We start from the raw sequence: 25,822 nt of genomic DNA on the forward strand, positions 1-25,822 counted from the left end.
CGCTGCAGCCGTCGAGAGAGCCGCACTGCAGTCACGCGCACGGCAATGCGCGATGGTCGAGGCATCGCCCTGTTCCCACTGCACGAGAGGGCAGCGAACCAACTGGCCGGCCGGCCAGGTCCGGTGCTTGCTCCACACACGGTCCGCTGCAAACAGGGACAGGCATCTTTCGCAAGATGCCTGTGCCAGGTGTCAGCGAGACCGCTCCCTAGGGAAGCTCGAGCGTGCGCCTACTCAGAACGAATAGTTGAAGGTCAGCATGCCGTTACGCGATGCACCCCATGCGCCGTAGCCGCCGTTGAACTGCGCGTAATAGCGCTTGTCAAGCAGGTTATCGACATTGAGCTGCACCGAGAACTGCGGCGCCAGACGGTAGCGTGCGAATGCGCTGACCAGCGCATAGCCACTCTGCTCGAAGGTGCCGTACACCGGGTCCACGTAGTACGAACGGTTCTGCCAGTTGACGCCGCCACCCACGGTCAGATCGCTCCATGCGCCCTGCGGGGTGTAGCTGCTGAACAGCTTGATGGTGGTGCGCGGCAGATGCTTGTTGATCGATGTACCGCCATCGTCGCGCGCGGTGTAGTGGGACGCACCGAGGGTGGCATTCCAGCCCTGGGTCAGGCGCCCGGACATCTCGAAATCGAAGCCTTCGCTGACCACGCCATTGGCGGCGATGTAAGCAGGATCGCTGCTGCCCGGAACGAAGCCGCCGGTTAACACGCCGAGGTTGTCCTGCTCGATGCGGAACAGCGCCAGCGAGGCATTGAGCTGGTCGTCGAACCACGCCGCCTTGACGCCGGCTTCGTAGCCCTTGCCACTCAACGGGTTGAGGTAGCCGCCGTTGGCATCACGCAAGGTCTGCGGGTTGAAGATTTCGGTGTAGCTGACATAGGTCGACCACACATCGTTCAAGTCATACACCAGACCGGCGTACGGAGTCACTTCGGTCTGGGTGTCGGAGAACGGCACAAGTCCCTGGGCAGCGTCGAAATTGCGGCCGTCGATCTGCCAATCGGTATAACGCGCACCCACCAGCAGCGTCAGCGGATCGGCCAGCGAGAAGCGTGCGGCCACGTAGGCGGCCTTCTGCTTGATGGTGCCGTCGCTCTGCACCGTGCGCGGGCTCCAGTTCGGCTCCGGATAGGCGCCGTTCCAGCCGAAGTAGCTGCTCAGCGGTGCCGGGAAATCGAAGGTGCCGTTGTTGACGTACTCGCGGCGGTTGTAGCTGGCGCCGGCCACCAGCTGGTGCTCACGTCCGAACAGCTGGAACGGGCCTTCCGCATACACGTCGGCGCCATCGGCCTTGCGCTCGGTCTGATAGTTGCCCGAATAAGGCACCACGCCGCCGCCGGTGGTGCGGTCAAAGCCGAAGATCGTGTAGAACGGGTAGAACAGGTGGTTGGCCGCTTCGGTCTTTTCGTGGCTCACATTGGCCTTGAGCAACCAGCCGCTGTCGAAGCTCTGCTGCAGGCTGGCGAAGGTGCGCTGCAGGCGCGTGTCCCAGAACGTCCAGTCGGCCGCCGGATTGAACGAACGGTCGTAGTTGGTGCGCGTGCCATCGCTGTAGAACAGCGGGAAGCCGCCCCAGGTGACATCGTCCGATTCCTTCTTCTGGTACTCGTAGCCCACGCTCAGCAGGGTGCTGTCGGTGAGGTCGGCATCGATGATGGCCGAGCCGATCTTCTTGCGCAGGTTGTAGCGATCCATGTCCGATTCGCCGTCCTGGTAGACGCCGACCACGCGCGCACGCACGGTGCCTTCGGGGCTCAGCGGCACGGTGACATCGGCCACACTGCGGGTCTTGTTGAAATCGCCGCCACCCACCGACACGGTGCCGGTGAAGTCGCGGCTGACCGCATGCTTGCGCACCAGGTTGATCGAGGCCGAGGGGTTACCCGAGCCGGTCAGCAGCCCGGTGGCGCCGCGCACCACTTCCACGCGGTCGTACAGCGCCACGTCCAGTGCCGAATCGCCGTAGCTCCAGGCCTGTTCCATGTAGGCCGGAATGCCATCGAACTGGTAGTTGTCGATGTAGAAACCGCGCGCATAGAACTCCAGCCGTTCGCTGTCGCTTTGCGCAACCGAGATACCGGAGACATTGTTGAGCACGTCGGTGATGCTCTGCAGGTTCTGGTCGTCCATGCGCTCGCGGGTGACCACGGTGACCGACTGCGGAATCTCGCGCAGCGCCAGGTTCATGCGGGTGCCGGCGGTGGTCTTCTCCACCGTATAGCCCTTGACCTGCTCGCCCTGCACGTTGAGGCGGTCCAGGGTGGTGACCTCCGCGTCGCCAGCGGGCGTTTCGGCCAGCGCCGGGCCCGCAGACAGGGTGCACAGCGCGGCGAACACCGCATGCGACAGCGCGCGCGGGCGCAGCGCAATGGGAAGGAGACGCATTACGGCAGGACGATTCATCACAACTCCGGTACAGGCATTCGAGGACGACCCGTCGCGGCGGTACGCGAGGGTCCATAGGGGGAGGACATGCCGCGAGCTGCGGCAATACGCCATTTTAATGGGAATGATTCACATTTTAAACAGCCCCATGGCAGCGCCGGCTTCCAGGAATGCCTTATAGCGAGCGCGACAATCCCCCATCGAAGGCTGAGCCTGCTTTGTTCGTGCAGCGCGTGGGAGCGCAGCGCGCCGGTCGATCACCCGGGCGCGTGGACATGCCGGGATACCCGCAGCGCCGCTGACTTGCCGCCCGCGCGCAAAAAAAAACGCCGGCATTGCCGGCGCTCTTTTCAACACAGGACCGGCCTTACAACGCCTTGGCTGCTTCCACCACGTGTTCGGCGGTGATCTTGAAGTACGCGTAGAGCTGATCGGCCGGCGCCGACGCGCCGAAGCTGTCCATGCCGACCACCGCACCATCCAGACCCACGTACTTGCGCCAGAAGCCGGTCACGCCCGCCTCCACCGCCACGCGCTTGCGGACGGCATTCGGCAGTACCTGTTCGCGATACGCCGCGTCCTGGCGATCGAACACATCGGTGGACGGCATCGACACCACACGCGTCTTGATGCCGGCCGCATCCAGCGTCTTCTTCGCTTCCATCGCCAGGCCGACTTCCGAACCGGTACCGATCAGTATCACGTCCGGCGTACCGCCTTCGGCCTCGGCCAGCACGTAGCCACCGCGCTCGATCAGCTTGAGCTGCTCGGCGCTGCGCGGCTGGTGCTGCAGGTTCTGGCGGCTGAAGACCAGGCAGCTGGGACCGTCCTTGCGGGTGATGGCGGCCTTCCAGCTCACCGCCGACTCCACCGCATCGCCCGGGCGCCAGACATCGTTATTGGGGATGTAGCGCAGCGACGCCAGGTGTTCCACCGGCTGATGGGTCGGGCCGTCTTCGCCCAGGCCGATCGAGTCGTGGGTGTACACGTGGATGGCATGCGCCGGATTCAACGCGCTCATGCGCACGCCATTGCGCGCGTAATCGCTGAACACCAGGAAGGTGGCGTCGAACGGAATGAAGCCGCCATGCAGCGCCAGGCCATTGGCAATCGCCGTCATGCCGAACTCGCGCACGCCGTAATACACGTAGTTGGCGTCCGGATCGTCGGTGGCCACCGACTTGCTGGCCTTCCACAGGGTCAGGTTGGAATGGGCCAGATCGGCCGAGCCGCCGATCAGCTCGGGCAGCAACGGCGCGAAGGCTTCGATGGTCAGCTGCGACGCCTTGCGCGAGGCGATGGTCTGGCCCTCTTCCTGCGCCTTGGCGATGTAGGCATCGGCCTTGGCGATGAAGTCGGCCGGCAGCTCGCCGTGCGAGCGGCGGGTCAGCTCATCGGCTTCGTTGGCATACTGCTTGGCGTACTTGTCGAACAGCTGTTCCCATTCGGCCTGACGCAAGGTACCAGTGCCGCCGGCGCGCCAGCCGGCGTAGATCTCTTCGGGAATCTCGAACGGGCCGTACGGCCAGTCCAGCGCCTTGCGCGCGCCTTCCAGCTCGTCCTTGCCCAGCGGTGCGCCATGCGAGGATTCCTTGCCGGCCTTGGTCGGCGCACCGAAGCCGATCTTGGTGCGGCAGCAGATCAGGGTGGGCTTGTCGCCGTTGTCCAGCGCCGCCTCGATCGCCGCCTTGATCTTGTCGGCGTCATGCCCGTCCACGTCGCGGATCACGTGCCAGCCATAGGCTTCAAAGCGCGCCGGGGTGTCGTCGCTGAACCAGCCGGCCGTGTTGCCGTCGATGGAGATCTGGTTGTTGTCCCAGAACGCGACCAGCTTGCCCAGGCCCCAGGTGCCGGCCAGCGAGGCGGCTTCGTGCGAGATGCCCTCCATCAGGCAGCCATCGCCCATGAACACCCAGGTGCGGTGATCGACGATTTCCAGCTCCGGCCGGTTGTAGCGCTGTGCCAGCAGTTTCTCGGCCAGCGCGAAACCGACGGCGTTGGCGAAGCCCTGGCCGAGCGGGCCGGTGGTGGTTTCCACGCCCGGGGTTTCGCTGCGCTCCGGGTGACCGGCGGTCTTGCTGTGCAACTGACGGAACTGCTTGAGCTGCTCGATCGGCAGGTCGTAGCCGGACAGGTGCAGCAGCGCGTACTGCAGCATCGAGCCATGGCCGTTGGACAGCACGAAACGGTCGCGATTGAACCAGTGCGGGTTGTTCGGGTTGTGCCGGTAGAAGTCGTTCCACAGCACTTCGGCGATATCGGCCATGCCCATCGGCATGCCGGGATGACCGGACTTGGCGGCTTCGACCGCATCTGCGGCAAGAAAACGGATGGCGTTGGCCAGCTGGCGGCGGGTGGGCTGGGTCATGGGCGTCTATGGAAGCGGAGGGGAACACCGCTGGAAGCGGAGATCCCTATTCTCCCACAGAGCATGTGACTGAGGCCGGGACCCGGGACCCGGGACCCGGGACCCGGGACCCGGGACCAAAGATCGCATGCATTGCCCGGATGTCAGCCGACTTGCGGACGCGTGCGGTCGAACCCGGCAGAAAAATGTCCCGTTCGCGTACTACTGCGCAGCCTGCGCTTCTTCGGGTCCCGGGTCCCGGGTCCCGGATCCCGGCTCCCCTTTCGCCACCAAGGTCGTCAGCGCCAGATCTCCGGTCACGTTCAACGCCGTCCGGCACATGTCCAGGAAGTGATTGACCCCGAGGATCATGCCGATGCCCACCGGATTGACCCCGACCATGGCGCAGATCAGCGCCACCACCGGCAGCGAGCCGGACGGCACGCCGGCGGTACCGATGCCCCCCAGGATGCAGACCAGCATCACCATGAACTGCTGGCCGATGCTCAGGTCCACATTGAAGAACTGCGCCAGGAAGATCACCGTCACCCCTTCGAACAGCGCCGTGCCGTTCTGGTTGGCGGTCGCCCCGACGGTCAGCACGAAGCGCGACACCCGTGGCGGCAACCCCATCTCGTCGGCGACACGCAAGGCGGTGGGCAGGGTCGCGTTGCTGGACGCGGTGGAGAACGCCATCATCGTGGCCTGCTGGGTCTGCCTGAAGAACCCGAGCGGCGAACGCCCGGCGAACTTCACCGCCAATCCGTAGCTGACCACCATGTGCAGCCCCAGGGCCAGCACCACCACGCCCACGTAGGCGCCCAGGCGGATCAACAGATCGAAGCCGAACAACGCGGCCAGGTTGAACATGAAGCAGGCCACCGCATACGGCGCCAGCCGGATCACCAGGCCGATCAGGGTCATCGAAATTTCGAAGATGCCCTCGATCCCACGCCGCAGCGTGGCGACCTTTTCATCGGCAGTCAGCACCATGCCCACGCCGAACATCACCGCGAAGAACATCAACGACAGGATGGCGCCATTGCTGGACGCAGCGGCGATCACGTTGTTGGGCACGATCGACAGCAGCATGTCCATGCCCTGCGGCTGGCTGCCCGAGCTGGAAATGATCTCGCGGGTGCGCTCGGCGTTTTCCTGGATCAGCTGGTTGGCCAGCTGCGGGTCCACCCCAGCGCCGGGCTTGAGCACATTGACCAGCACCAACCCGAGCAGCACCGCAACACCGGACAGCACCACGGTAAAGCCCAGAGTGCGCCAGCCCACCCGGCCCAGCGCACGGATGTCGCCCATTTCCGAAATGCCCATGACCAATGCCGAGAACAGCAGCGGCACGATCAGCATGAAGATCAGGTTGAGGAAGACCTGCGAGAAGGGCGTGGTGACGTACTTGGTGGCCAGGCGCACCCAGTCGGCATCGCTGCCGGCCAGATAATAGACGGCCAGACCCAGCGCCAGACCCACGACAAAGCCAATGCCCATCTTCCAATGCAGGGGCAGGCCGGGGCGGCGTGCGGCTGGGGATGCAGTCATCGGGTCGGCCTTGGTCTGGACACAAAGGGCGGAGCTTAACAAACGCCATCGATGCGGCCACCTCCCGGCCTGCCGCCGGGCGCCCGCCCGAGGGTAGGCGCCCTCCCCACGTCAGCTGAGAAGCCTGGTGAGTCGAGTGCGTGGTGCCCTCACCGCTTGCGGGACACGCCGTGAATCCATCCCTGGAGGCTCTTTGGCGGCATCCATGCCGCCAAGGGTCCCGCAATCGGCAAGGACACCGCGCCAGAGAGTTGGCCGGTTGCCTTATTGAAGGCATGTCGCTCAACTTGCGCCAGGCAGATGAGAAGTTTGCAGGTTCCGTATTGAAAGCCTGTCTGCTATTCCGCTTGCGATGGGAAGGCGATAAGAAGCTGGTGGTACCCAGTGTGCGCCCAGCGCACCTCATGCTCTGCTTGCGACCATGCGCACTGACCATCTCGACAGGTCCTTGCCCGCCCACCGTCGCGGGACCTTACGCGGCATGGATGCCGCGTAAGAGCCTACAGGGACGTACTTGCGGCGTGTCCTGCGATGGTGGGCGGGCAAGGGCCTTGCAGCGATGCCACAGATCAAGGCGCCGGCGGATACAGCGGCGCCAATACTTCCGGCTCCGCAGCCGTGGCATGCCGCCAGCGCGGCCCCTTGGCAAAGGCCTCGCGCAAGGCCGAACGTGCACTGGTCACGTCGCCGTCGCCGCCCCAGCGGGCACGCTGCATCCGTGCTACCGCTGCCCGCTGTGCCGGGTCGCTCAACGCTGCCAGCACGCTGTCGATATCGGCAACGCCGGCCATGCCGCACAGCACCGCGGCCACGTCGTCCATGCCGCCGGTATCGAGCGCGCGTCGCAGCTCGGCGACACCATGCGTCACACGCCGGCCGGGCGCAGCTGCATCGCTGGCGCTGATCACCGACGTGCCATGCGAACCGCCGCCACGCCGTAACAAGGCCCACACCAGGGTAGCAATCCACAACAGCGCAAAGCCGGTCGCCGCAGCGATCCAGCCCCACGGCCGTTGTGTGGCCGCGGGTTGCTGCAGGCTCAGCGTGCCGGCCGCTGCAGTTGTCGCAGCGCTCTCCGGCGATGGATTGACTGCAGGCGTTGGCGCAGGCGCAGGCGCCGCAAACGCGCCGCTGCCAGCCGCCACGTCCAGCGTCAGGTCCGGCAGCGTGGCGGTCTTCGCCGCCGCCGCACCGACATCCCACCACGCCACCTGCAGGCCCGGCACGACCAGCGGGCCTGCGCGGTTGGGCACCACCGAGTAGCGACGGGTCAGCCGCAGTTGCGGCGAGCCGTCCACGAAGCGCTCTTCGTACTGCGGCGGCTCGGCGAAGACCTGCGCGTCGAGCACGCTCGGCGTGGGCAGCTCGGGGAACTGCGCCTGGGTGACGCCGCGCGCACTGGCTTCCACCACGAACTGCGCCGCCTCGCCGGCGGTGGCGCGTTGCGGCGTGGCCGTGTAGCGCAACTGCAGATTGCGCAGCGGCAGCCACGGTTGCGGCGCATTGGCCGGTTGCGCACGCACCTGCAGCGCGATGCCGGCGCTGCGCGCGCTCAGCTCGCCGTTGCCGCGGCCGAAATAATCGTCGAAGAAGCCACCCACCGACCGCCCGTTGAACCGCGCGGGAGGAAGCTGCAGGCGACCGCTGCGCTCGGGCACCAGCAGATAGCGCCGCTCCACCACGTTGTACTGGCGTCCGTTGACCAGTTTCACCGAGGTGACGTCGTCGCCGATGCGCTGCAGCGATGCACCGTCCGGGGCCGGCAGGTCCAGTTCGCCGGAGGCCAGCTGATTGGCGAAATACAGCCGCACCACCACACCCACGCTCTGCTGTACGTAGGGCTGCGGATCGTCCACCCGGCTTTCGACGAATGCCTCTTCGGTGCCTTGCGCCGCACTTGCTGCGCCTGCCGCCGCGCTCCCGCTGTCGGCGGCAGCGTTGGCCCCGGCCACCACCTGCAGTCGCAGCGGTTCGGTCCGTTCGCCGCCGACCCGGATCGCCGGCACGATCAGCTCGCCGCTGCTGCGTGGAGTCAACACCACGCCGAACAACGCACGCATCGTCACCGCGCCGTTGCTGACCTGCATCTGCTGGTTGGCGCTCTTGGCACCCAATGCAAACTGGTTGCGCAGTGGCGTGTAATCCGGATCCACCCCACGTTGGTCGGTTTCGATGTTCAACGTGACCACCTCTCCGGCATCGACGCTGTCGCGATCCAGCCAGGCACGCGTGACCGCACCCAACGGTGCGCAGACCAGCAGCATCGCACTGGTCAGCATGCCGATCGCCACGCGGCGCAAATGGTGTGTGCCGATCATCGTCCGTCCCGTTGCCTGCGTTCGTATTCCAGCCTGAACTTGGTGCGCAGCAGACTACCTGGATCGTCCGGCACCCGCCGCAACCACGCATCCACGGCCTGGCGCTGCTCGCGTTGTTCCGGCGTCTCGTCCGCAACGGCCGCCTCCGCTTTACCCTGCGTGCCGGGAGCCTTGTCGCCAGCCTGCGCCATGGCCTGCTGCATCTTGCGACGCTGCGCCTCATCGGCCTGCTGCTGCGCCTTGGCGTCGGCCGACTGCGGTGGCGCGTCCTGCTTGTTCGGCTCGCCCTTGCCGTCCCTGGACTGCGGGTCCTGCGTCTTTCCATCCTGCGACTCGGGCGTGGCAGACGATGGATCCTTGCCATCCTGCTTGCCTTGCGCGTCCTGCGGCTGCTGTCCATTCCGGCCCGCGCCCTGATCATTCTGCTGGTTCTGCCCAGCCTTGTTCTGCCCTGACTGATCCTGATCCCTGGACGTGCCCTGCCCGCCCTTGTTGCCCTGCTGCCGCTTGCGTGCGGCATCGACCGCAGCGCGGTTGGCGATGGCATCGGGCTGGTTCGGACGTTGCTTGAGCGCACGATCGTAGGCCGCGATCGCCTCGTCGTAGCGGCCCTGCCGCGCCAGTGCATTGCCCAGGTTGTACAGGCCTTCGTCGGTCGGCACGTGTTCGAAGGCTTTTTGCGCAGCGGCGAAATCACCGCGCCGGTATGCCTGCACGCCGGCATCCATGCGCTGCTGCTGCACCTGATCGGCGCGTTGCCACAGCGTACCGTCGGCGGCTCGCGCGGGCTGGGCCAGCGGCAGCACGCAGGCAAGTACCAGCGACGCCACCACCGCGCGCCGCCGGAACGCCAGCAGCGCCAAGGCCATCACCGGCAACAGCAGCCAATAGCCCTCGTCCAGCCAGGTCTTGCCGCCGTTGGCTTCGGACGTTTCGTCGGCACGCGCTTGCTGCGCCGGGTTCAGGACTCCCAGCGCCTGCAGATCGGCATCGCCTGCAGTCAGGCGCGCGTAACGCCCGCCACCCTGTCCCGCCAGATCGCGCAGGCTGTCCTCGTCCAGTCGTGCCTGCGCGATCTCGCCGCCGGCGGTGCGGTAGGCCGCTCCCCGTGCACTGCCCACGCCGAGCGCGGACACCGCGAAGCCGCGCGCGCGCGCCACCCGCGCGGCGCTATCGGCCGAGCCGTCCGCGCCATCGCCCACCAGCAGGATGTCGCCCTGCTTGAAACCGGCCTGCAGCAACAACTGACGGGCCGCATCGATGCCCCGGTCCGCGCGTTTGCCGTCCACCGGCATCACCGACGGCGATAGCGCATCCAGAAACAGCGCGACATTCGCCGCATCTTCGGTCAACGGCGCCACCGTGAAACTTTCGCCGGCGTAGACCAGCAGTGCGACCTCGCCGCCAGCGCGCTCACGCAGCAGCGTGGCCAGTTTCGCGCGCACCTGCAGCAGCCGCGACGGCGGCAGATCGGTCGCATTGATGCTGGAAGACAGATCGAGCACCACCACCAACGGCATGCTGGACTGGAACACCGGGCGCTCTGTCTGCCGCCAGCTCGGCCCGCTCATCGCCACCACCGCCAGCGCATAGGTCAACGCGGCCAGCACGAAGCCCAGCCATCCACGCCGCCCCCCGGTGACCAGCAGGGCCGGCAACAGATGCGCATCCACGCTGTGACGCCATGCATCGGCGCTGCGTCGATGCAGCAGCCACAGCGCCGCCGCCGGCACGATCGCCAGCAGTGCCCATAGCCAATCCGGACGCAGCAGATGCAAGGGCCCGAGCAGTTCGGTCAGCGCGTTCATCGCCATCTCCGCGGCAGTGCGAAGGCCAGCAGCGCTACCGCCAGCGCAGCGCCGAGCGGCCAGTGATAGCGCTCCACGCGCGGCTGCACCGAGGGACCGAGCGCCTTCACCGGTTCCAGGCGATCCAGCTCGGCGTAAATGCCGGCGAGCTGCTCGGTGTCCCGCGCGCGGAAGAAGCGCCCACCGGTCTGCTCGGCGATCCTGCGCAGCCCCTCTTCGTCGATATCGTCGCCTCCGCCAGCGGGGATCGGCACACCGAACAGCGAATAGCCACCATTGCCTCCGAACGCGATCGTGTGCACGCGCACCCCTTCGGCCTTGGCCAGTTCGGCGGCCTTGGCAGGATCGAGCACGCCGGCGGTGTTGACGCCGTCGGTCAGCAGCACCACCACGCGCTGCCCCTGCTTCTGCTCGCGCAGCCGTTTGACCGACAGGGCGATCGCATCGCCGATCGCGGTTTCACGACCGGCCAGTCCGACCACGCTGTCGGCCAACTGATCGCGCACGGAGGTCAGGTCCGCGGTCAGTGGGGTCAACGCATATGCGCGTTGGCCGAATACCAGCAGGCCGACGCGATCGCCCTCGCGCCGATCCAGGAAGTCCGACAGCACCGCCTTGGCGGCGGTCAGTCGATCCACCACGTTGCCGCCCAGCACCATGTCCGGTTCGCTCATGCTGCCGGACAGGTCCACTGCCAGCATCATCTGCCGCGCCTGGCGCGGCGGCTGGATCACTTCGCCCAGTTGCTGCGGGCGCGCAAGCGCCGCGCACAGCAGAAACCAGCCCAGCCAGGCCAGCCAGCGCGGCATGCGCAAGGCAGGCACGCGCGGCGCCTGGGCGATGGCGTGCAATTGATCGGCATACGGCACCCGCAACGCCGCCGCATCGGCGCGGCGGCGCGGCCAGAACCACATCAGCAGCGGCAGCGGCATCAGCCACCACGCCCACGGCCAGGCGCAATGCGCGAAGGCGTCCTGCCACTGCGCCCACTGCAGCCAGTTCATCGCTGCCCCCGCATCAAGGCCAGAAACCGCCGCCGCGCCAGCGCCTGCACCGCGTCGAGATCGGCCACCGCCGGCGCGCGCTGAAAACCGCCCTCGAGCAGCGCGCGTCCCGGGCCGTCCGAGAACGGCCGCCGCTTGTCCTTGCGGCCGTCCAGAAACTGCAACCACGCCTCGCCCTGCAGGCGGTCGGCGTCCGCGTCCACCGTGCGCGCCGCACGCCGCAACAGCCCCGACAACCTCGCCAGGCGTTGGGCTGGCGTCAGTGCCTGCTGCAGCTCGGCATCGAAGGCCGCCATCCAGCGTCGCTGCCGCCGATGCCGGCGCCACCACCAGAAGCAGACGCCTGCCACTCCCAGCACCAGGGCCGTCATCACCAACCACCAGCCGGGCGCCAGCGGCCACCACGGTGGCGATGCTGGCAGGTGCACATCGCGTAGCGGAAGCGATTGCGGTGCCATGGTCATCCGCTCCGTACGCCGGCACCGCCCAACCAGGCATCGCTGGCCTCGTCGGTGGAGAGCCGGTGCAGCCGAACGCCGCGCGACTGCAGCGTCGCAGCCAGCTGTTCCAGCGGCGTCACGAACTCGGCCTGCCAACGCGCACGCGCCGCCTGGGTGCCAAGATCGACCGCAATGCGCTTGCCGCGCACGTCGAAGGTCAACGCATGCGCCGGCGGTGCCAGTTCCAGTGGGTCGACCATCACGATCACCACCACCTCGTGATGCAGGGCCAGGCCCGACCATCGCGTGGCCGGGATCGCGTGGGCACTGCGCGGATCGGCCAACACGGTCAGCCGCGCACCGGGACGCAACAGCCGTGCCGCATGGTCGAGCGCGACCGCCAGCCCGGCGTCGCCGCCGGGCGGTTGCGCATACCAGCGCGTCAACGCGTCCAGGACCGGCAATACGCCACGCTGGCCGGAACGGGGCGCGATCGGCGCCTCGCTGGCGGTGCCGCGCAGGGCGGCGATCCGGTCGCCCTGCCGCTGCGCCAGCCACGCCGCCACCGCGCCGGCGCGCGCCGCCTGCACCGACTTGTAGCGCACCCGCGTTCCGAAGAAGAGCGCCGGCGCAGTGTCGACCACGATCAGGCTCAAGCGTTCGCGCTCGGCCTGGAACAGCTTGGTGTGCGCCCGCCCGGTGCGCGCGGTCACGCGCCAATCGATGTGCCGCGCATCGTCGCCAGGGACGTACTCGCGCGATTCGGCGTACTCCATCCCACGGCCACGCGTGGCTGCCGGGACCGGACCCACCAGACCGTGACGACCGCGCCCCGGCTGCCCCCGATGCAGCGCGGTGCCGCGCAACGCGATCAGCTCGGCGAGGTGTGGACGCAGACCGTCGCCTGCAACCGATGGCGCAGCACCTGTGGTGAACGTGGACGGCGTGGCGGACATTGGACTCTGATCGGAGGAAGGCATACCTGCGCGGCGCACTGCCCGATCAGGGCAGCGGAATCTTGTCCAGCAGGGCTGCCACCAGACGCTCGCCGTCCCAGCCTTCGGCAGTGGCCTCATAGCTTGGCAAGACGCGATGACGTAACACGTCCGGCGCGATCGCGCGGATATCGTCCGGCGTGACGTAGTCGCGCCCCGCCAGCCAGGCGCGCGCACGCGCGCAGCGCTCCAGCGCGATCGAGCCGCGCGGGCTCGCGCCCCAGGCGATCCGCCGCGCCAGCGCGGGGTCGTAGCGCTGCGCATCGCGCGAAGCGAGCACGATCTCGATCAGGTAACGCTCCAGCTGCGGCGCCAGATGGACATCCAGCACCACACGTCGCGCGGCGAAGACGTCTTCCAGCGGAATCCGCTCGGGAACGGTCTCGTGTTTCTCCAGCGTATCGCGCGCCGCCTCGCGGGCCAGGCGCAGGATCTCCGCTTCCGCATCGGCCTGGGGATAACCGATGCGCACATGCATCAGGAAACGGTCCAGCTGCGCTTCGGGCAAGGGGAACGTGCCTTCCTGTTCGATCGGATTCTGCGTTGCCATCACCAGGAACAGCTGCGGCAGCGCATAGGTGTGCCGGCCGACCGTCACCTGCCGTTCTCCCATCGCTTCGAGCAAGGCCGACTGCACCTTTGCCGGCGCGCGGTTGATTTCGTCGGCCAGCAGGATCGGATGGAAGATCGGCCCCGGCATGAATTCGAACCGGCTGTCCTGCGGGCGCCAGATCTCTGTACCGGTCAGATCGGCCGGCAGTAGGTCGGGGGTGAACTGCACCCGCGCGAAATCCGCTTCCAGCCGCGCGGCCAGCGCACGGATCGCGGTGGTCTTGGCCAGCCCGGGCGCCCCCTCGACCAGCAGGTGCCCATCGGCCAGCAAGGCGACCAGCAGCCGCTCGACCAATGCCGACTGACCGACGATGCGTTGCGCCAACGACTCGCGCAGGCTGGTGAACTGACGGTGCAACCGGTCCTCGGCGGGCGCGGCAGCGGCTTCAGGGGGAAGGAGCGGCGGTGCGTTCATAGGCTCAGTGTGACCGATCCGGAAGCGATTGGTTCACCTGGCGATGGCTCGAGGTTCAGTAAACAACAAACTTTCGCCGCGCGTCACGAACATCGTTGGTCCTGCGAAGTCACCCACTTAGCGCTCGCCTGACTTGCCGGAAGTCTTAAGAATAGATCACTTTGCAACACTCCCGATGGCCCGAACACACATCGCACACTGTAGTTAACGATCAATTACCTGCACCACGCGCAAGCCTCGCTCTCCAGCTCGGCTTTCCAGATTCGCGCTCCTTTGAAATCGATAACACTTTTGGCCCCGGACCCGCATCATTAGATTCACTCTAAAGTTCAGCCTGGCTGCCAGATTCACGAAACTTACTATTGACCACAGAACACCCTTAAATAGAAAAGGCCGCTTTCGCGGCCTCTTCCTGGGAGTCAGTCCAATTACGGATTCGCGCTGGCTACACGCAGGACCTTGGGAGTCACAAACACCAGAAGCTCTGCCTTTTCCTTGCTACGCCCACGCTTCTTGAACAGATTCCCCAAGAAAGGAATATCACCCAGGAAGGGCACCTTGGAGACGCTTTCGCGATCAGTAAACTCATAGACACCACCGATAACCACCGTCTCGCCATCGCCGACCAGTACTGCAGTATTGACCTCGCGGCGATTAATTTCAGGCACCGTACCGTAGCCTTCCAGAATGATGAAACGAGCCACTTCATCTTTCTTGACATTCATATTCAAAAAAACACGATTGTCATTGGTGATGGTAGGCGTAACCTTCAGTTCAAGCAAAACTTCTTTGAACTGAACGTTCGCCTGCGCAGCCGAGCCCGCGGCACCGCCGCCACTAATCGTCACATAGCCGATCTCCCGGCCCTGCTTAATGACACCCTCGCGCTGATTGGCGGTAACAATACGTGGGTTGGAAACCACCTCTCCTCGCCCTTCTTCTTGCATTGCCGACAACTCGATGTCGAGATTGAAATTCGATCCCAGCAAGGTATATGCCAGACCAGCCGCCCTGCTATTGGTGAAGCCACTGGCTCCCAGATCGACATTCAGCCCGGACGGGAACAAGTGCGAAGCAAGTGTCGTGCTCGTACCGGTATTGGCAATTTCGTTAGCACGTTGAGCAGAAGTATTCTGAAAGTTGACGTTACTTTCCAACGAGCCGCTCAGAATCCCGCGCCCGGTTGACCCGGTGATACCAAAGCGCGCGCCCAGGTCACGGGCAAACGTATCGGTCGCAATCACGATACGGCTCTCGATCAACACCTGATCCACTGGGCGGTCGATATGCGAGATGAGTTCGCGCATCTGCGCGACCTTTTTCGGGATATCGCTGATCATCAAGGTGTTGGTGCGTTCGTCGGCCACCAGACGGCCACGCGGAGACAGGAAACCATTGTCCTGCTGGCCCGCACCGCCGCCACCGCCGCCACCGCCTTGCCCGCCACCACCACCGCCGCCACCGATTCCCTTGGCTTCGGTCAACGCTTTGAAGATCACTGCAGCATTGTGGTAATTGATCTGCACGTAATCGGTGATCAGATCCTCGCGATTCTCGATCGCGATGCGGGCGTCTTCCTTGTCCTGTTCGAACTTGGCCAGCTCCGGCTGCGGGGCGACCCACACCACGCCGCCGTCGCGGCGCTTGTCCAGGCCCTTGGCGCGCAGCACGATGTCCAGCGCCTGGTCCCACGGCACGTTCATCAGGCGCAGGGTCACGTTGCCCTGCACGGTGTCGGAAGCCACGATGTTGAGGTTGGATTCCTCGGCGATCAGCTGCAGTACGGTCCGCACCGGCACGTCCTGGAAGTTGAACGTCACCGGACGGCCGCTGTAACCGCGCGCGGCGATCTGCGCCGCGGCCTGGGTGACCGACGCGGCAGTGACGCCGCCCACGGCCGGCTGGCCCTTGCGCGGAGTGATTTCCACCACGTATTCGTTGCCGGTCTGATACGCCAGCGAATCGAACGCGCCCTTGGTCGACAGCACCAGCTGCGAGCCGGAGCCGGACGGCTTGACCTCCACGCGCTGCACCGGCGTGGCGAAGTCGGTGACATTGAGCGGGCGCTGCAGTTCCGCGGGCAACCTGGCGTTGCTGATGTCCACCAGCACATTGTCGCCCTGGGTGCGCAGGTCGGGGCTGGCGCCCTGGCCGTCGAACTGCAGGATCAACCGGCCGGCGCCATCGTCGCCGCGTTTGAAGTCGATCTTGGACACCGCCAGACTCGCTGGAGCGGTCCTGGCCGGATCCTGTGCAGGCGAAGTCAGCGCTGCGGCCGCGAACGCGCTGCCACTGGCCAGCGCCAGCGCGAACCCCAACGCGCAGGCCTGGAGCATCGCGTGGCGCCGAACCGGACGCAGCCGCTGGGCATTGGAAAACGTCATCGTGCTATCCCCTATCACTTTATTGATCATCCAGTGCGAGCGCGGCCGGCCGTTCAAGCCATCCACCCGCACCGTCCGGCACAAGTTCAATCAGCTCGATGCGGTCTTCGTAGACCCCGGTCACCCGGCCATCGCTCTGCCCCAGATACACGCCCGGCCGCACCCGGTAGGTCACCTTGTCCGGCGCCATCACCAATGCGATCAGGCCCGACCCACCCCCGATGGTCCCCACCATGTCGAGGGCGTCGAGCGGAAAGGCTTCCAACGGCTCCTTGCGCCGGTTCGGATCCGGTCGCGTGCCGTTGCCGCCTTCCGCGCTGACCCAGGCATCGCTGAACGGGTCGCGCATCGACTGCGCCGCGTATTCGAACGTTTCGAACTGCTGCATCACCGGCAGCGGCTCCAGTGGCGGCGCAGGGCGTGCGCGCACCTCGGCCACCCAGGCTTCCAGATTCGGTGCATCGCCAGGGGTGCTGGTGATGCCACGGCTGCAGGCCGGCAATACAGCAATTAACGCCACGCAGGACAGGATCTTGAGCAATTTCATGGTCATTGGCCGCCCTTCTTCGCAGCATCGGCCGCTGCCTTCTCCTGCTCGGCCATTTCCTCATCGTCCAGATAGCGATAGGTCTTGACCGTACCGGACAGCTCCAGTGCGCCGCGCGGCGTGATGCCGGCCTTGGCGTCCTTGGGCTTGAGGTTGATGTCGTGCATGGTCAGGATCACCACGCGCGGCAGCGAGGCCACGCCGCTGACGAATGCGCCGAACTGGTGGTAGCTGCCCACCATGCGCAAGGCGATCGGCTTCTCGGCGTAGAACTCCTTCGGCGATTCCGGACCCGGCTGGAACAGCTCGTTGGACAGGCCACTGGACAACGCGGTCTGCGAGATGTCGATGATCAGGTCGGGCATTTCGGTCTTGCTGGGCAGCTGGCGCAGCATCTGCTGCAACACCTGTTCCATCTGCGCGAGCTGCTGCTTGAGCGGCTCCAGGTTGACCGCACGACCCTGCTGGGTTTCGAACTCGGTGCGCAGCTGCGACTCGGTGCCTTCCAGCCCTTCCAGTTCGTCGCGCTTGCCGCTGATCAGCAGGAACCAGGCCAGCACCATGATGAACAGGCCCACCACCACGCAGAACACGATGCGCGCCTGTTGCGGCCAGCCGCCGATGTTGTTGAAGTCCAGATCGCTGAGCTTGAATGATTTCTTACTCATGACGCCGCCCCCTCCTGCGGCCGAGTCGCTTGCGCAGGTGCCGGCGTGGCTGGCGCCGCGGCGGGCGCCGGTGCGCCGGCAGGTGCCGGTGTGGCGCCAGCCGGCGTCGCGCCAGGTGCCTGGCCGTCGACCGGAGCGGCCCCGTTCTTGTCGGTCTCGTTCGGGTTGGCGAGTTTGACCTTCAACGTGAAGACATACGGCAGCGTCTTGGTATCCATCGCCGAGGCGACCGGCTGGCCGGCTGCCTTGTCCTGGCTCTTGGCCTCGATGATCGACAGGTCCGGATTGGTCATCCAGCCCGAGCCTTCCAGGTTGCGCATGTAGGTACTGACGCGCGCGTTGGATTGCGAACGCCCTTCCAGCGTCAGGATGTCGCCGTCCTGCTTGATGTTGGTCAGCGCCACGCCATCGGGAATGGTGCGGACCAGCGAATCGAACAGGTGCACCATCTGCGAGCGATTGGCCTGCAGTTCCTCGATGACCTTCTTGCGGGCCAGCAGGCGGTCCTTCTTCTTGTCGAGTTCCTTGATCTCTTCGTTCTGCGCCTTGACCTTCTCGATCTCGGTGGTCAGAAACGCATTGCGTTCGGTCTGGCCGCTGATCTGCGCGTCGTAATAGAACCAGATCAAGCCCGACAACAGCACCCCGCCCAACGCGGCGAAGCCCAGCATCGAATAGAACTCGCGCTCGCGCGCCTTCCGGCGCTCGGCGCGCCAGGGCAATAGGTTGATTCTTGCCATCAGTCGAAGCTCCTCAGGGCCAGGCCGGTGGCGATCATCAATGCAGGCGCATCCAGCGCCAGCGCATGGGCCTGAACCTTCGGCCCCAGCGTCATCTGAGCAAGCGGATTGGCGACCACGGTGGTCACGCCCAGCTGTTCTTCGACCATTTCCGGCAGGCGCGACAGCGCCGCACAGCCGCCGGCCAGCACGATGCAGTCCACGCGATTGAATTCGCTGCCCGCATAGAAGAACTGCAGCAAGCGGCTGATCTGCTGCACCGTCGCTTCCTTGAACGGTTCCAGCACTTCGACCTCATAGCTTTCCGGCAAACCGCCCTGACGCTTGGCCAGGCCGGCCTCTTCGTAGGACAGGCCGTAACGGCGCATCACTTCGTCGGTCAGCTGCTTGCCGCCGAACACCTGCTCGCGGCTATACAGACTGCGGCCGGAGCGCAGCACGCTCAGCGTGGTCATGGTGGCACCGATGTCGACCAGCGCGACCACCGCATCGGCGGCCACCGGCAGCTCGCTGGCCACCAGGGCGAACGCGTTCTCGACCGCGAAGGCCTCGACGTCCATCACCTTGGCGGTCAGTCCGCCCAGCTCCAGTGCCGATTGGCGCAGCTCCACGTTCTCCGAGCGCGACGCCGCCAGCAGCACCTGCACCATGTCCGGGCTGTTGGGCATCGGGCCGATCACCTCGAAATCGAGGTTCACTTCCTCGATCGGGTACGGGATGTAGTTGGTGGCCTCCAGTTCGACCTGGGCCTCCATGTCACTGTCGTCCAGATCGGCCGGCATCGGGATCAGCTTGGTGATCACCGCCGACCCGGCCACTGCCGCAGCCGCGTTCTTGGCCTTGCTGCCGGAGCGGTTGATGGCCCGGCGGATCGCCTCGCCCACCGCTTCGACTTCGACGATGTTCTTTTCCACCACCGCATTCGGCGGCAGAGGTTCCACTGCGTAGTGTTCCACGCGAAAACGATTCCCGCTGCGCGACAGCTGCAAGAGCTTGACCGCAGTGGAACTGATATCGACACCAATTAGTGGCGACTGACTCTTGGGTAGAAGCCCCACGGAAACTCCCCTGCCGATGGGCACTTGGACGCATTGCGCCCGCGTATTAATAATCAAATTTTAACAGTTGACAAGCCCCTCACGCGCAAGGCAATGACCCCGCGATCGTGACCCCAGTGCTGTCGTCTGCGATCCCCAGAGCTCGGCCCCAGCCAAACTCGGCGTCATCTATACTCTGTGACCAAGAAATCTGCAATCGGAATCTCTCGTACATGCCCCGTATTCGCCGTTGGCTGGGCTGGATCCTGGCCACGCTCGTCGTCCTCGCACTGCTTGGCGCCATTGCCGCCGGCGGCCTGTATTACGCCATTTCCTCGAAGTTGCCCGACGTACAGTCGCTCAAGCAGGTCGAACTGCAGGAGCCCATGTACGTCTATGCCAGCGACGGGCGCCTGATGGCGGTCTACGGCGAGACCCGGCGTTATCCGATCCAGATGAAGGAAGTCCCGCTGCGCCTGAAGCAGGCCTTCCTGGCGACCGAGGACGCGCGGTTCTACGAGCACGGCGGCGTGGACTACAAGGGCATCGGTCGCGCGATCTGGCTGCTGGCCACCACCGACGCCAAGCGCGTGCCCGGCGGCTCGACCATCACCCAGCAGGTGGCCCGGCAGTTCTTTCTGAGCTCCGAATACAGCTATACCCGCAAGTTGGCCGAGATCCTGCTGGCCCGCAAGATCGAAAGCGAGCTGAGCAAGGACGAGATCTTCGAGCTGTACCTCAACAAGAGCTTCTTCGGTAACCGCGCCTATGGCGTGGGCGCAGCGGCCGAGTATTACTTCGGCAAGAAGCTGGGTGAGCTGAGCCTGGACGAGATGGCCTCGCTGGCCGGCATCCCCAAGTTCCCGTCCAGCGGCAATCCGATCAGCAACCCCGAGCGCGCACGCGAACGCCGCGATTATTACGTCCTGCAACGCATGGCCGATCTGGGCTTCGTCAGCCAGGCCGAGGCCGATGCGGCCAAGGCGGTCCCGATGCACGCCAAGCCGCACGAGCCGCCCGTCGAGGTGTATGCGCCCTACGTGACCGAGCTGGTACGCCAGGAAATGATCGCCAGGTATGGCGGGGACGTGCTCAACAAGGGCTACCACGTCACCACCACCATCGATGCCACCCTGCAGACCGGCGCGGACGTGGCGATCAACGACGGTTTGCGGCTGTACGACCACCGCCACGGCTGGCATGGCGTGGAACAGCATTTCGACGTCGCCGCCGAGGCCGACGCGGCCGCGCTGGCCAAGCATCTGCAAGGCGCCTATACGCAGGGCGGGCTGCGCCCGGTGATCGTGGCGCGGACCAATGCCGATGGCGGCGTGACGGTCGTGCAGCACGACAAGACCGAACTCACCCTGCCCGCCTCGGCCAGCCGCTGGACCGGCAAGACCCCGGCCAAGCTGCTCACCCGCGGCGACCTGACCCGCATCCGTGCGGGAGACAAGGAGGGCGAGTGGAGCATCGACCAGCTGCCGCGCGGCCAGGCCGCGCTGGTATCGCTGGATGCCGACAGCGGTGCGCTGCGTGCGCTGGTCGGCGGCTTCAGCTTTGCCGGCAACAAGTTCAACCGCGCCACCCAGGCACGCCGCCAGCCGGGCTCGAGCTTCAAGCCGTTCGTGTATGCCGCGGCCTTCGAAAAGGGCTTCAACCCGGCATCGATCGTGCTGGATGCGCCGGTGGTGTTCCGCGATCGCCGGGGCAAGACCTGGTCGCCGCAGAACGACGGCGGCGGCTTCCGCGGCCCGATGCGCCTGCGCGAAGCGCTGGTGCAGTCGCGCAATCTGGTGTCGGTCCGCCTGCTGGACGCGATCGGCGTGGATTTCGCGCGCAAGTACATCAGCCAGTTCGGTTTCCAGGAGGCCGAACTGCCGCCCAACCTGTCGATGTCGCTGGGTACCGCGTCGTTGACGCCACTCTCGGTGGCGCGCGGCTATGCGGTGTTCGCCAATGGCGGATCGCGCGTGGAAACCTGGATCGTCGACGAGGTCAAGGACCGCGACGGCAACGTCATCTTCAAGGAAGTGCCGGCCGTCGCCTGCCGCACCTGCGCCCTGCAAGGCGGCAATGTGGCGCCGGTCAGCCAGGTGGTGGACGGCTTCAATTTCGGCGCGCAGGCACCGCCGACGCCACCGGCCCCGGCCGCTGGCGCCGCACCGGCTCCGGCGCAGACCGCACCTGCGGCCACGGCACAGACCAAGATCGCACCGCGTGCCATCGACGAGCGCACCGCCTACCAGCTGGTCTCGATGATGCGCGACGTGGTCCAGCGCGGCACCGGCACCGCTGCCAAGGTCTTGGGGCGCGAGGACGTGGGCGGCAAGACCGGCTCGACCAACGATCACCGCGACGCCTGGTTCTCCGGTTTCGGCGGCCCGTATGCCACCACCGTGTGGGTCGGCCGCGACGATTTCCGCTCGCTCGGCTATCGCGAGTACGGCGGCAAGGCGGCGCTGCCGATCTGGATCGACTACATGCGCGTGGCGCTGAAGGACAAGCCGATCGCGGCCAACGACCCGCCCGATGGCATGACCCAGTCCACCATCAACGGCGCGGTCGAATGGGTCAAGAACGAAGATCTGGACCGCCTGCAGGATTACGACTACGGCCTGCAGGAGCAGCAGGACGAGAAGGCGTTCGATATCTTTTGAGGGCGGGGATTCGGGATTGGGGATTCGGAACAGCATGGCTGCGCCGATTCCCTTCTTGCTCGGGAGGCGTTCGAGGCGGGCGACCGCGCGCGCCTACGAAGTGTCTGGAGTCCTCCAGGCGCATCGGACGCAGCACATGCCGATCCGGTTGCTGGCTGCCCAGCCGATCGGCATGTCGTCGACAGCGCCATCCAAGCGCCGACAGCACGACCTTCCCCCAACTCGATGCCCGACGCATTCGCCACGTCTTCATGTGGCTGTTGTAGAGTCGAGTGCAGGTTCATCAGGGGAGCCCGGTCATGCACCACGCGCGCCAACACGCCGATACGCGCACCCGAGAACGCCGTCATCGGCTTGCCCACGAGGCCGCCAGGCTGATGGCCGAAGGCGGCATCCGCGATTTCCACCAGGCCAAACTCAAGGCCGCCAATCGGCTCGGCATCCATGACGATGCGTCGCTGCCGCGCAATCGCGAAATCGAGGATGCCCTGCGCGAGTATCAGCGCCTGTTCGCCGGACCCGACCACGCAACCCGGTTACGCCAGCGTCGCGAGGCCGCATTGCGGGCACTGGATTTCCTGGGCCCGTTCCAGCCACGCCTGGCCGGCCCGGTCCTGGAAGGCACTGCCGACGCGAATGCCCCGGTGCAATTGCAGCTGCACAGCGACGATGCCGATGCGGTGCAGCGCTTTCTGGAAGAACACCGCATTCCAGCCGAAGCACGCAGCCGCCGCCTGCGCCTGGATCGCGAACGCAACGGCGACTTCCCGGTATGGGTGTTCAGTGCCGAGGAGCTGACCTTCGACCTGACCGTGCTGCCCTACGACGCGCTCCGCCAGGCGCCACTCTCGCAATTGGACGAGAAGCCGATGCCGCGCGCCTCGGCCGCGCAGTTGCGGCAACTGCTGGCCGACGAAGAGATCCAGGGCTACGTGCAGCAACCGTACTGAACGCCAGAGACGGCACTGTCTTTGCGTTGCCGCCGGATCGCCTCGCCTGCCGCCGCTGCAAATACAAGAACGCCCCGCAGTGCGGGGCGTTCGTCGACGCAGACGCGCCTTGCGCCTTAGCGCTTGGCGGCGTCGGTGTAGTCGCGCTTGTCGTAGCCGGTGTAGATCTGGCGCGGACGGCCGATCTTCATTTCCGGGTCGACCTGCTGCTCCAGCCAATGCGACACCCAGCCGGCAGTGCGCGCGATGGCGAACATCACGGTGAACATTTCCACCGGGATATTGAGCGCCTTGTAGATGATGCCGGAATAGAAGTCGACATTCGGGTACAGCTTGCGCTGCACGAAGTAGTCGTCCTTCAACGCGGCCTCTTCCAGCTTCAGCGCCACTTCCAGCAGCGGATCGTTCACGCCCAGCTCGCCCAGCACCTTGTGAGTCATCTCGCGGATGATCTTGGCGCGCGGGTCGAAGTTCTTGTAGACGCGGTGGCCGAAGCCCATCAGGCGGAACGAGGAGTTCTTGTCCTTGGCCTTGGCCACGGCGGACTCGACGTTGTCGGCGGTGCCGATCTCTTCGAGCATCTTCAGCACCGCTTCGTTGGCGCCGCCGTGTGCCGGGCCCCACAGCGCGGTGATGCCGGCAGCCACCGACGCATACGGGTTGGCACCGGTCGAGCCGACCAGACGCACGGTCGAGGTCGAGGCGTTCTGCTCGTGATCGGCGTGCAGGATGAACAGCAGATCCAGCGCCTTGGCCACAACCGGGTTGATCTCCAGCGGCTCGCTCGGCACTTCGAACATCATGTGCAGGAAGCGGTCCACGTAGTTCAGGTTGTTGCGCGGGTAGCGGATCGGCCAGCCGATCGAATAGCGGTACGCAGCGGCGGCCAGGGTCGGCACCTTGGCGATCAGACGGATGGCCGCCTGACGGCGCTGCTCCGGATCGTTGAGGTCCAGGGTGTCGTGGTAGAACGCCGACAACGAGGCGACCGAGCCGGCCAGCATGGCCATCGGGTGCGCGTCGTGACGGAAGCCGCCAAGGAAGTTCTTCAGCGACTCGTGCATCATCGTGTGATGCGTCACTTCGTGGTCGAACTTCTTGAATTCGTCCGCGGTCGGCAGCTCGCCGTTCATCAGCAGGTACGAGACTTCCAGGAAGCTCGACTTCTCGGCCAACTGTTCGATCGGGTAACCGCGGTACAGCAACACGCCGTTGTCACCATCGATATAGGTGATGGCCGACTTGCAGCTGGCGGTGGCGGTGAAGCCCGAGTCGTAGGTGAACAGACCGGTTTCTTTGGTCAGCTTGGAGATGTCGACGCAGTCGTTGCCCAGGGTGGGCTTGAGAACCGGCAGAACGACCGACTTATCGCCGGCGTTGAGCGTGACCTGATCAAGATCGGACACTGTGTACGCTCCTTCAGTGGAAGGCGCCTGATCCCACATGGGCAGGCACGTGATGGAAGTCCAAGGCAGCGCCTCGGATCCCGCCATTATCGCACAGCAGCATTTTGGCCGTCGCTTGGACTGAAGTCGTAGACGCGCAGCCCGAGGTGAGCGGGCGAAGCGGCGGCCCAAAAGACAACGGCCGCGCAATGCGCGGCCGTTGCCGATACAGCCCGTCCTGCAGGCTCAGCGCCCGTAGCGCTTCTGGAACTTGTCGATCCGGCCGCCGGTGTCGATCACCTTGTGCTTGCCGGTATAGAACGGGTGCGATGCCGAGGAGATTTCCACCTTGATCAGCGGGTATTCCTGGCCATCTTCCCACTTCACGGTCTCTTTCGAGCTCATCGTGGAACGGGTCAGGATCTTGAAATCGGAGGTCACGTCGTGAAAGACGACGTCTTTGTAGTTGGGATGCACGTTATCTTTCATGGACTTGGCGCCGGGCTGCCTGGATAAGCCGGGCATTATAGCGGCCTGCAGGCAGCCGACGCAAGATTGCCCTAGCCGGCCGACAAGGCCGCCCCGACCAGGCCGTAGAACCGCTGGCGGTCGTATTCCAGCAACAGGTTGGCGTTGTCGGGGGCTCCGCCCTGCCGGTTCCAGTCCACCAGGGTCATGCCGCGGGTGTGGGTGCCGGACAGTTCGATGTGCACCGGGCGCTGTTCCAGACGCTGGGCACCCTCCGGCTGCAGGGCGAACGCCATGGCCAGCGCGTCGGCCGCATACCAGTACTCGCCCCGGCTGTCCTCCGACCACAGACGGGTCTTGCGCGAGATTTCCTCGTAGAACCGGGCGCGGGCCGAATCGGCGGCCAGCCATTGCTCCACGTCCCGGTGCAGCAGGCCGTGCGCGATGGTGGCTTCCCAGTCGGCGACGTCGAACTGCGGAAAACCGCGGAACACGATGTGCGCCGCCTCCGGGTCGAAACCGATGTTGAACTCGGCTGCCGGGGTGATGTTGCCGTGCCCGGTCAACGCGCCGCCCATCACCACCAGCCGTGCCACGCGCTGCGGCAGGGTCGGGTCCAGGGTGAGCGCCAGGGCCAGATTGGTCAGTGGCCCGAGCGCCACCAGCAGCAGCTCGCCGGCATGTTCGTGCGACAGGCGCAGGATGGCGAGCGCGGCGTGCTCGGCCTCCACGGTGCGAGCGGCGGCGGGCAGACCGACATCGCCGAAGCCATCCAGACCATGCACGTGGGCCGCATCGACCGAGGGATGCAGCAGCGGCTGCGGGCAACCGGCATACACCGGCACATCGGCGCGGCCGGCGATCTCGCAGACCTTCAGCGCGTTACGCACCGTATGTTCCAGTCCCACGTTGCCGGCCGCGATGGTCAGCCCGACCACGTCGTGGCGGTCGTCGTTGAAGGCCATCAACAACGCCAGCGCATCGTCCACGCCGGGGTCGGTATCGATCAGCAGCGGTATTCTTTTCGTCATGGGATCAGGGAGTGAGCATTCGGGATTCATTGCCGCATCTTCGCAAGGATCGGCCGATCACG

General features: G+C 65.7%; 19 protein-coding genes. 2 read left to right on the plus strand and 17 right to left on the minus strand.

What is annotated here, in order from left to right; all coding sequences use genetic code 11:
* Window positions 1–234: 234 nt before the first annotated feature.
* The 14 genes from fhuE to LL964_RS07650 all read right to left on the minus strand — a co-directional run bounded on the left by fhuE (window position 235) and on the right by LL964_RS07650 (window position 19,287).
* On the minus strand, window positions 235–2,418 hold the full coding sequence (gene fhuE / locus LL964_RS07585; protein WP_104586719.1) for a ferric-rhodotorulic acid/ferric-coprogen receptor FhuE: 2,184 nt from the start codon (window positions 2,416–2,418) through the stop codon (window positions 235–237).
* A gap of 349 nt (window positions 2,419–2,767) precedes the next feature.
* Window positions 2,768–4,768 carry a transketolase gene (tkt, locus tag LL964_RS07590; protein ID WP_104586720.1) on the minus strand — a complete coding sequence of 667 codons (2,001 nt, stop codon included), beginning with the start codon at window positions 4,766–4,768 and terminating at the stop codon, window positions 2,768–2,770.
* A 201-nt stretch (window positions 4,769–4,969) separates the two neighbouring features.
* On the minus strand, window positions 4,970–6,298 hold the full coding sequence (locus tag LL964_RS07595; RefSeq protein ID WP_104586721.1) for a dicarboxylate/amino acid:cation symporter: 1,329 nt from the start codon (window positions 6,296–6,298) through the stop codon (window positions 4,970–4,972).
* A gap of 569 nt (window positions 6,299–6,867) precedes the next feature.
* Complete coding sequence (locus tag LL964_RS07600) at window positions 6,868–8,616, minus strand: BatD family protein (protein ID WP_228329401.1); 1,749 nt, start codon at window positions 8,614–8,616, stop codon at window positions 6,868–6,870.
* Window positions 8,613–10,424 (minus strand): tetratricopeptide repeat protein, encoded by a 1,812-nt coding sequence (locus LL964_RS07605; protein WP_146092345.1) that lies wholly within the window; start codon window positions 10,422–10,424, stop codon window positions 8,613–8,615. Before LL964_RS07605 ends, LL964_RS07600 begins: the two co-directional genes overlap by 4 nt.
* Window positions 10,421–11,428 carry a vWA domain-containing protein gene (locus tag LL964_RS07610; RefSeq protein WP_104586724.1) on the minus strand — a complete coding sequence of 336 codons (1,008 nt, stop codon included), beginning with the start codon at window positions 11,426–11,428 and terminating at the stop codon, window positions 10,421–10,423. The genes LL964_RS07605 and LL964_RS07610 overlap by 4 nt, the downstream gene beginning before the upstream one ends.
* Window positions 11,425–11,886 (minus strand): DUF4381 domain-containing protein, encoded by a 462-nt coding sequence (locus LL964_RS07615; RefSeq protein ID WP_104586853.1) that lies wholly within the window; start codon window positions 11,884–11,886, stop codon window positions 11,425–11,427. The genes LL964_RS07610 and LL964_RS07615 overlap by 4 nt, the downstream gene beginning before the upstream one ends.
* A gap of 2 nt (window positions 11,887–11,888) precedes the next feature.
* Window positions 11,889–12,848 (minus strand): DUF58 domain-containing protein, encoded by a 960-nt coding sequence (locus LL964_RS07620; RefSeq protein ID WP_146092346.1) that lies wholly within the window; start codon window positions 12,846–12,848, stop codon window positions 11,889–11,891.
* 22 nt (window positions 12,849–12,870) lie between these two features.
* Window positions 12,871–13,890 (minus strand): AAA family ATPase, encoded by a 1,020-nt coding sequence (locus LL964_RS07625; RefSeq protein ID WP_104586726.1) that lies wholly within the window; start codon window positions 13,888–13,890, stop codon window positions 12,871–12,873.
* Between the two features lie 428 nt (window positions 13,891–14,318).
* Window positions 14,319–16,274: a type IV pilus secretin PilQ gene (locus tag LL964_RS07630; protein ID WP_104586727.1), complete on the minus strand. Its 1,956-nt coding sequence runs from the start codon at window positions 16,272–16,274 to the stop codon at window positions 14,319–14,321.
* 19 nt (window positions 16,275–16,293) lie between these two features.
* Window positions 16,294–16,827, minus strand: coding sequence for a pilus assembly protein PilP (locus tag LL964_RS07635; protein WP_104586728.1), 534 nt, complete (start codon window positions 16,825–16,827; stop codon window positions 16,294–16,296).
* A complete protein-coding gene (locus tag LL964_RS07640; protein WP_029220527.1) occupies window positions 16,824–17,489 on the minus strand; it encodes a type IV pilus inner membrane component PilO in 666 nt (221 codons plus the stop codon). The genes LL964_RS07635 and LL964_RS07640 overlap by 4 nt, the downstream gene beginning before the upstream one ends.
* On the minus strand, window positions 17,486–18,229 hold the full coding sequence (locus LL964_RS07645) for a PilN domain-containing protein (protein ID WP_104586729.1): 744 nt from the start codon (window positions 18,227–18,229) through the stop codon (window positions 17,486–17,488). The genes LL964_RS07640 and LL964_RS07645 overlap by 4 nt, the downstream gene beginning before the upstream one ends.
* Window positions 18,229–19,287 carry a pilus assembly protein PilM gene (locus tag LL964_RS07650; RefSeq protein WP_104586730.1) on the minus strand — a complete coding sequence of 353 codons (1,059 nt, stop codon included), beginning with the start codon at window positions 19,285–19,287 and terminating at the stop codon, window positions 18,229–18,231. The genes LL964_RS07645 and LL964_RS07650 overlap by 1 nt, the downstream gene beginning before the upstream one ends.
* Window positions 19,288–19,499: 212 nt before the next feature.
* Between LL964_RS07650 and LL964_RS07655 the strand changes: the two genes are divergently transcribed.
* Both LL964_RS07655 and LL964_RS07660 read left to right on the plus strand, forming a co-directional pair.
* Window positions 19,500–21,926, plus strand: a complete 2,427-nt coding sequence (locus LL964_RS07655) for a penicillin-binding protein 1A (protein WP_167395259.1) — start codon at window positions 19,500–19,502, stop codon at window positions 21,924–21,926.
* Between the two features lie 299 nt (window positions 21,927–22,225).
* Window positions 22,226–22,876, plus strand: a complete 651-nt coding sequence (locus LL964_RS07660; protein ID WP_104586732.1) for a hypothetical protein — start codon at window positions 22,226–22,228, stop codon at window positions 22,874–22,876.
* A gap of 116 nt (window positions 22,877–22,992) precedes the next feature.
* Here LL964_RS07660 and LL964_RS07665 read toward each other — a convergent pair whose 3' ends face one another.
* The 3 genes from LL964_RS07665 to LL964_RS07675 all read right to left on the minus strand — a co-directional run bounded on the left by LL964_RS07665 (window position 22,993) and on the right by LL964_RS07675 (window position 25,760).
* A complete protein-coding gene (locus LL964_RS07665; protein WP_104586733.1) occupies window positions 22,993–24,282 on the minus strand; it encodes a citrate synthase in 1,290 nt (429 codons plus the stop codon).
* 225 nt (window positions 24,283–24,507) lie between these two features.
* On the minus strand, window positions 24,508–24,750 hold the full coding sequence (locus tag LL964_RS07670) for a type B 50S ribosomal protein L31 (protein WP_104586734.1): 243 nt from the start codon (window positions 24,748–24,750) through the stop codon (window positions 24,508–24,510).
* Between the two features lie 71 nt (window positions 24,751–24,821).
* A complete protein-coding gene (locus LL964_RS07675) occupies window positions 24,822–25,760 on the minus strand; it encodes a nucleoside hydrolase (RefSeq protein ID WP_104586735.1) in 939 nt (312 codons plus the stop codon).
* Between the last annotated feature and the right edge of the window lie 62 nt (window positions 25,761–25,822).

The sequence above is a fragment of the Xanthomonas melonis genome, from assembly GCF_020783655.1.
Taxonomy (GTDB): Bacteria; Pseudomonadota; Gammaproteobacteria; order Xanthomonadales; family Xanthomonadaceae; genus Xanthomonas; species Xanthomonas melonis.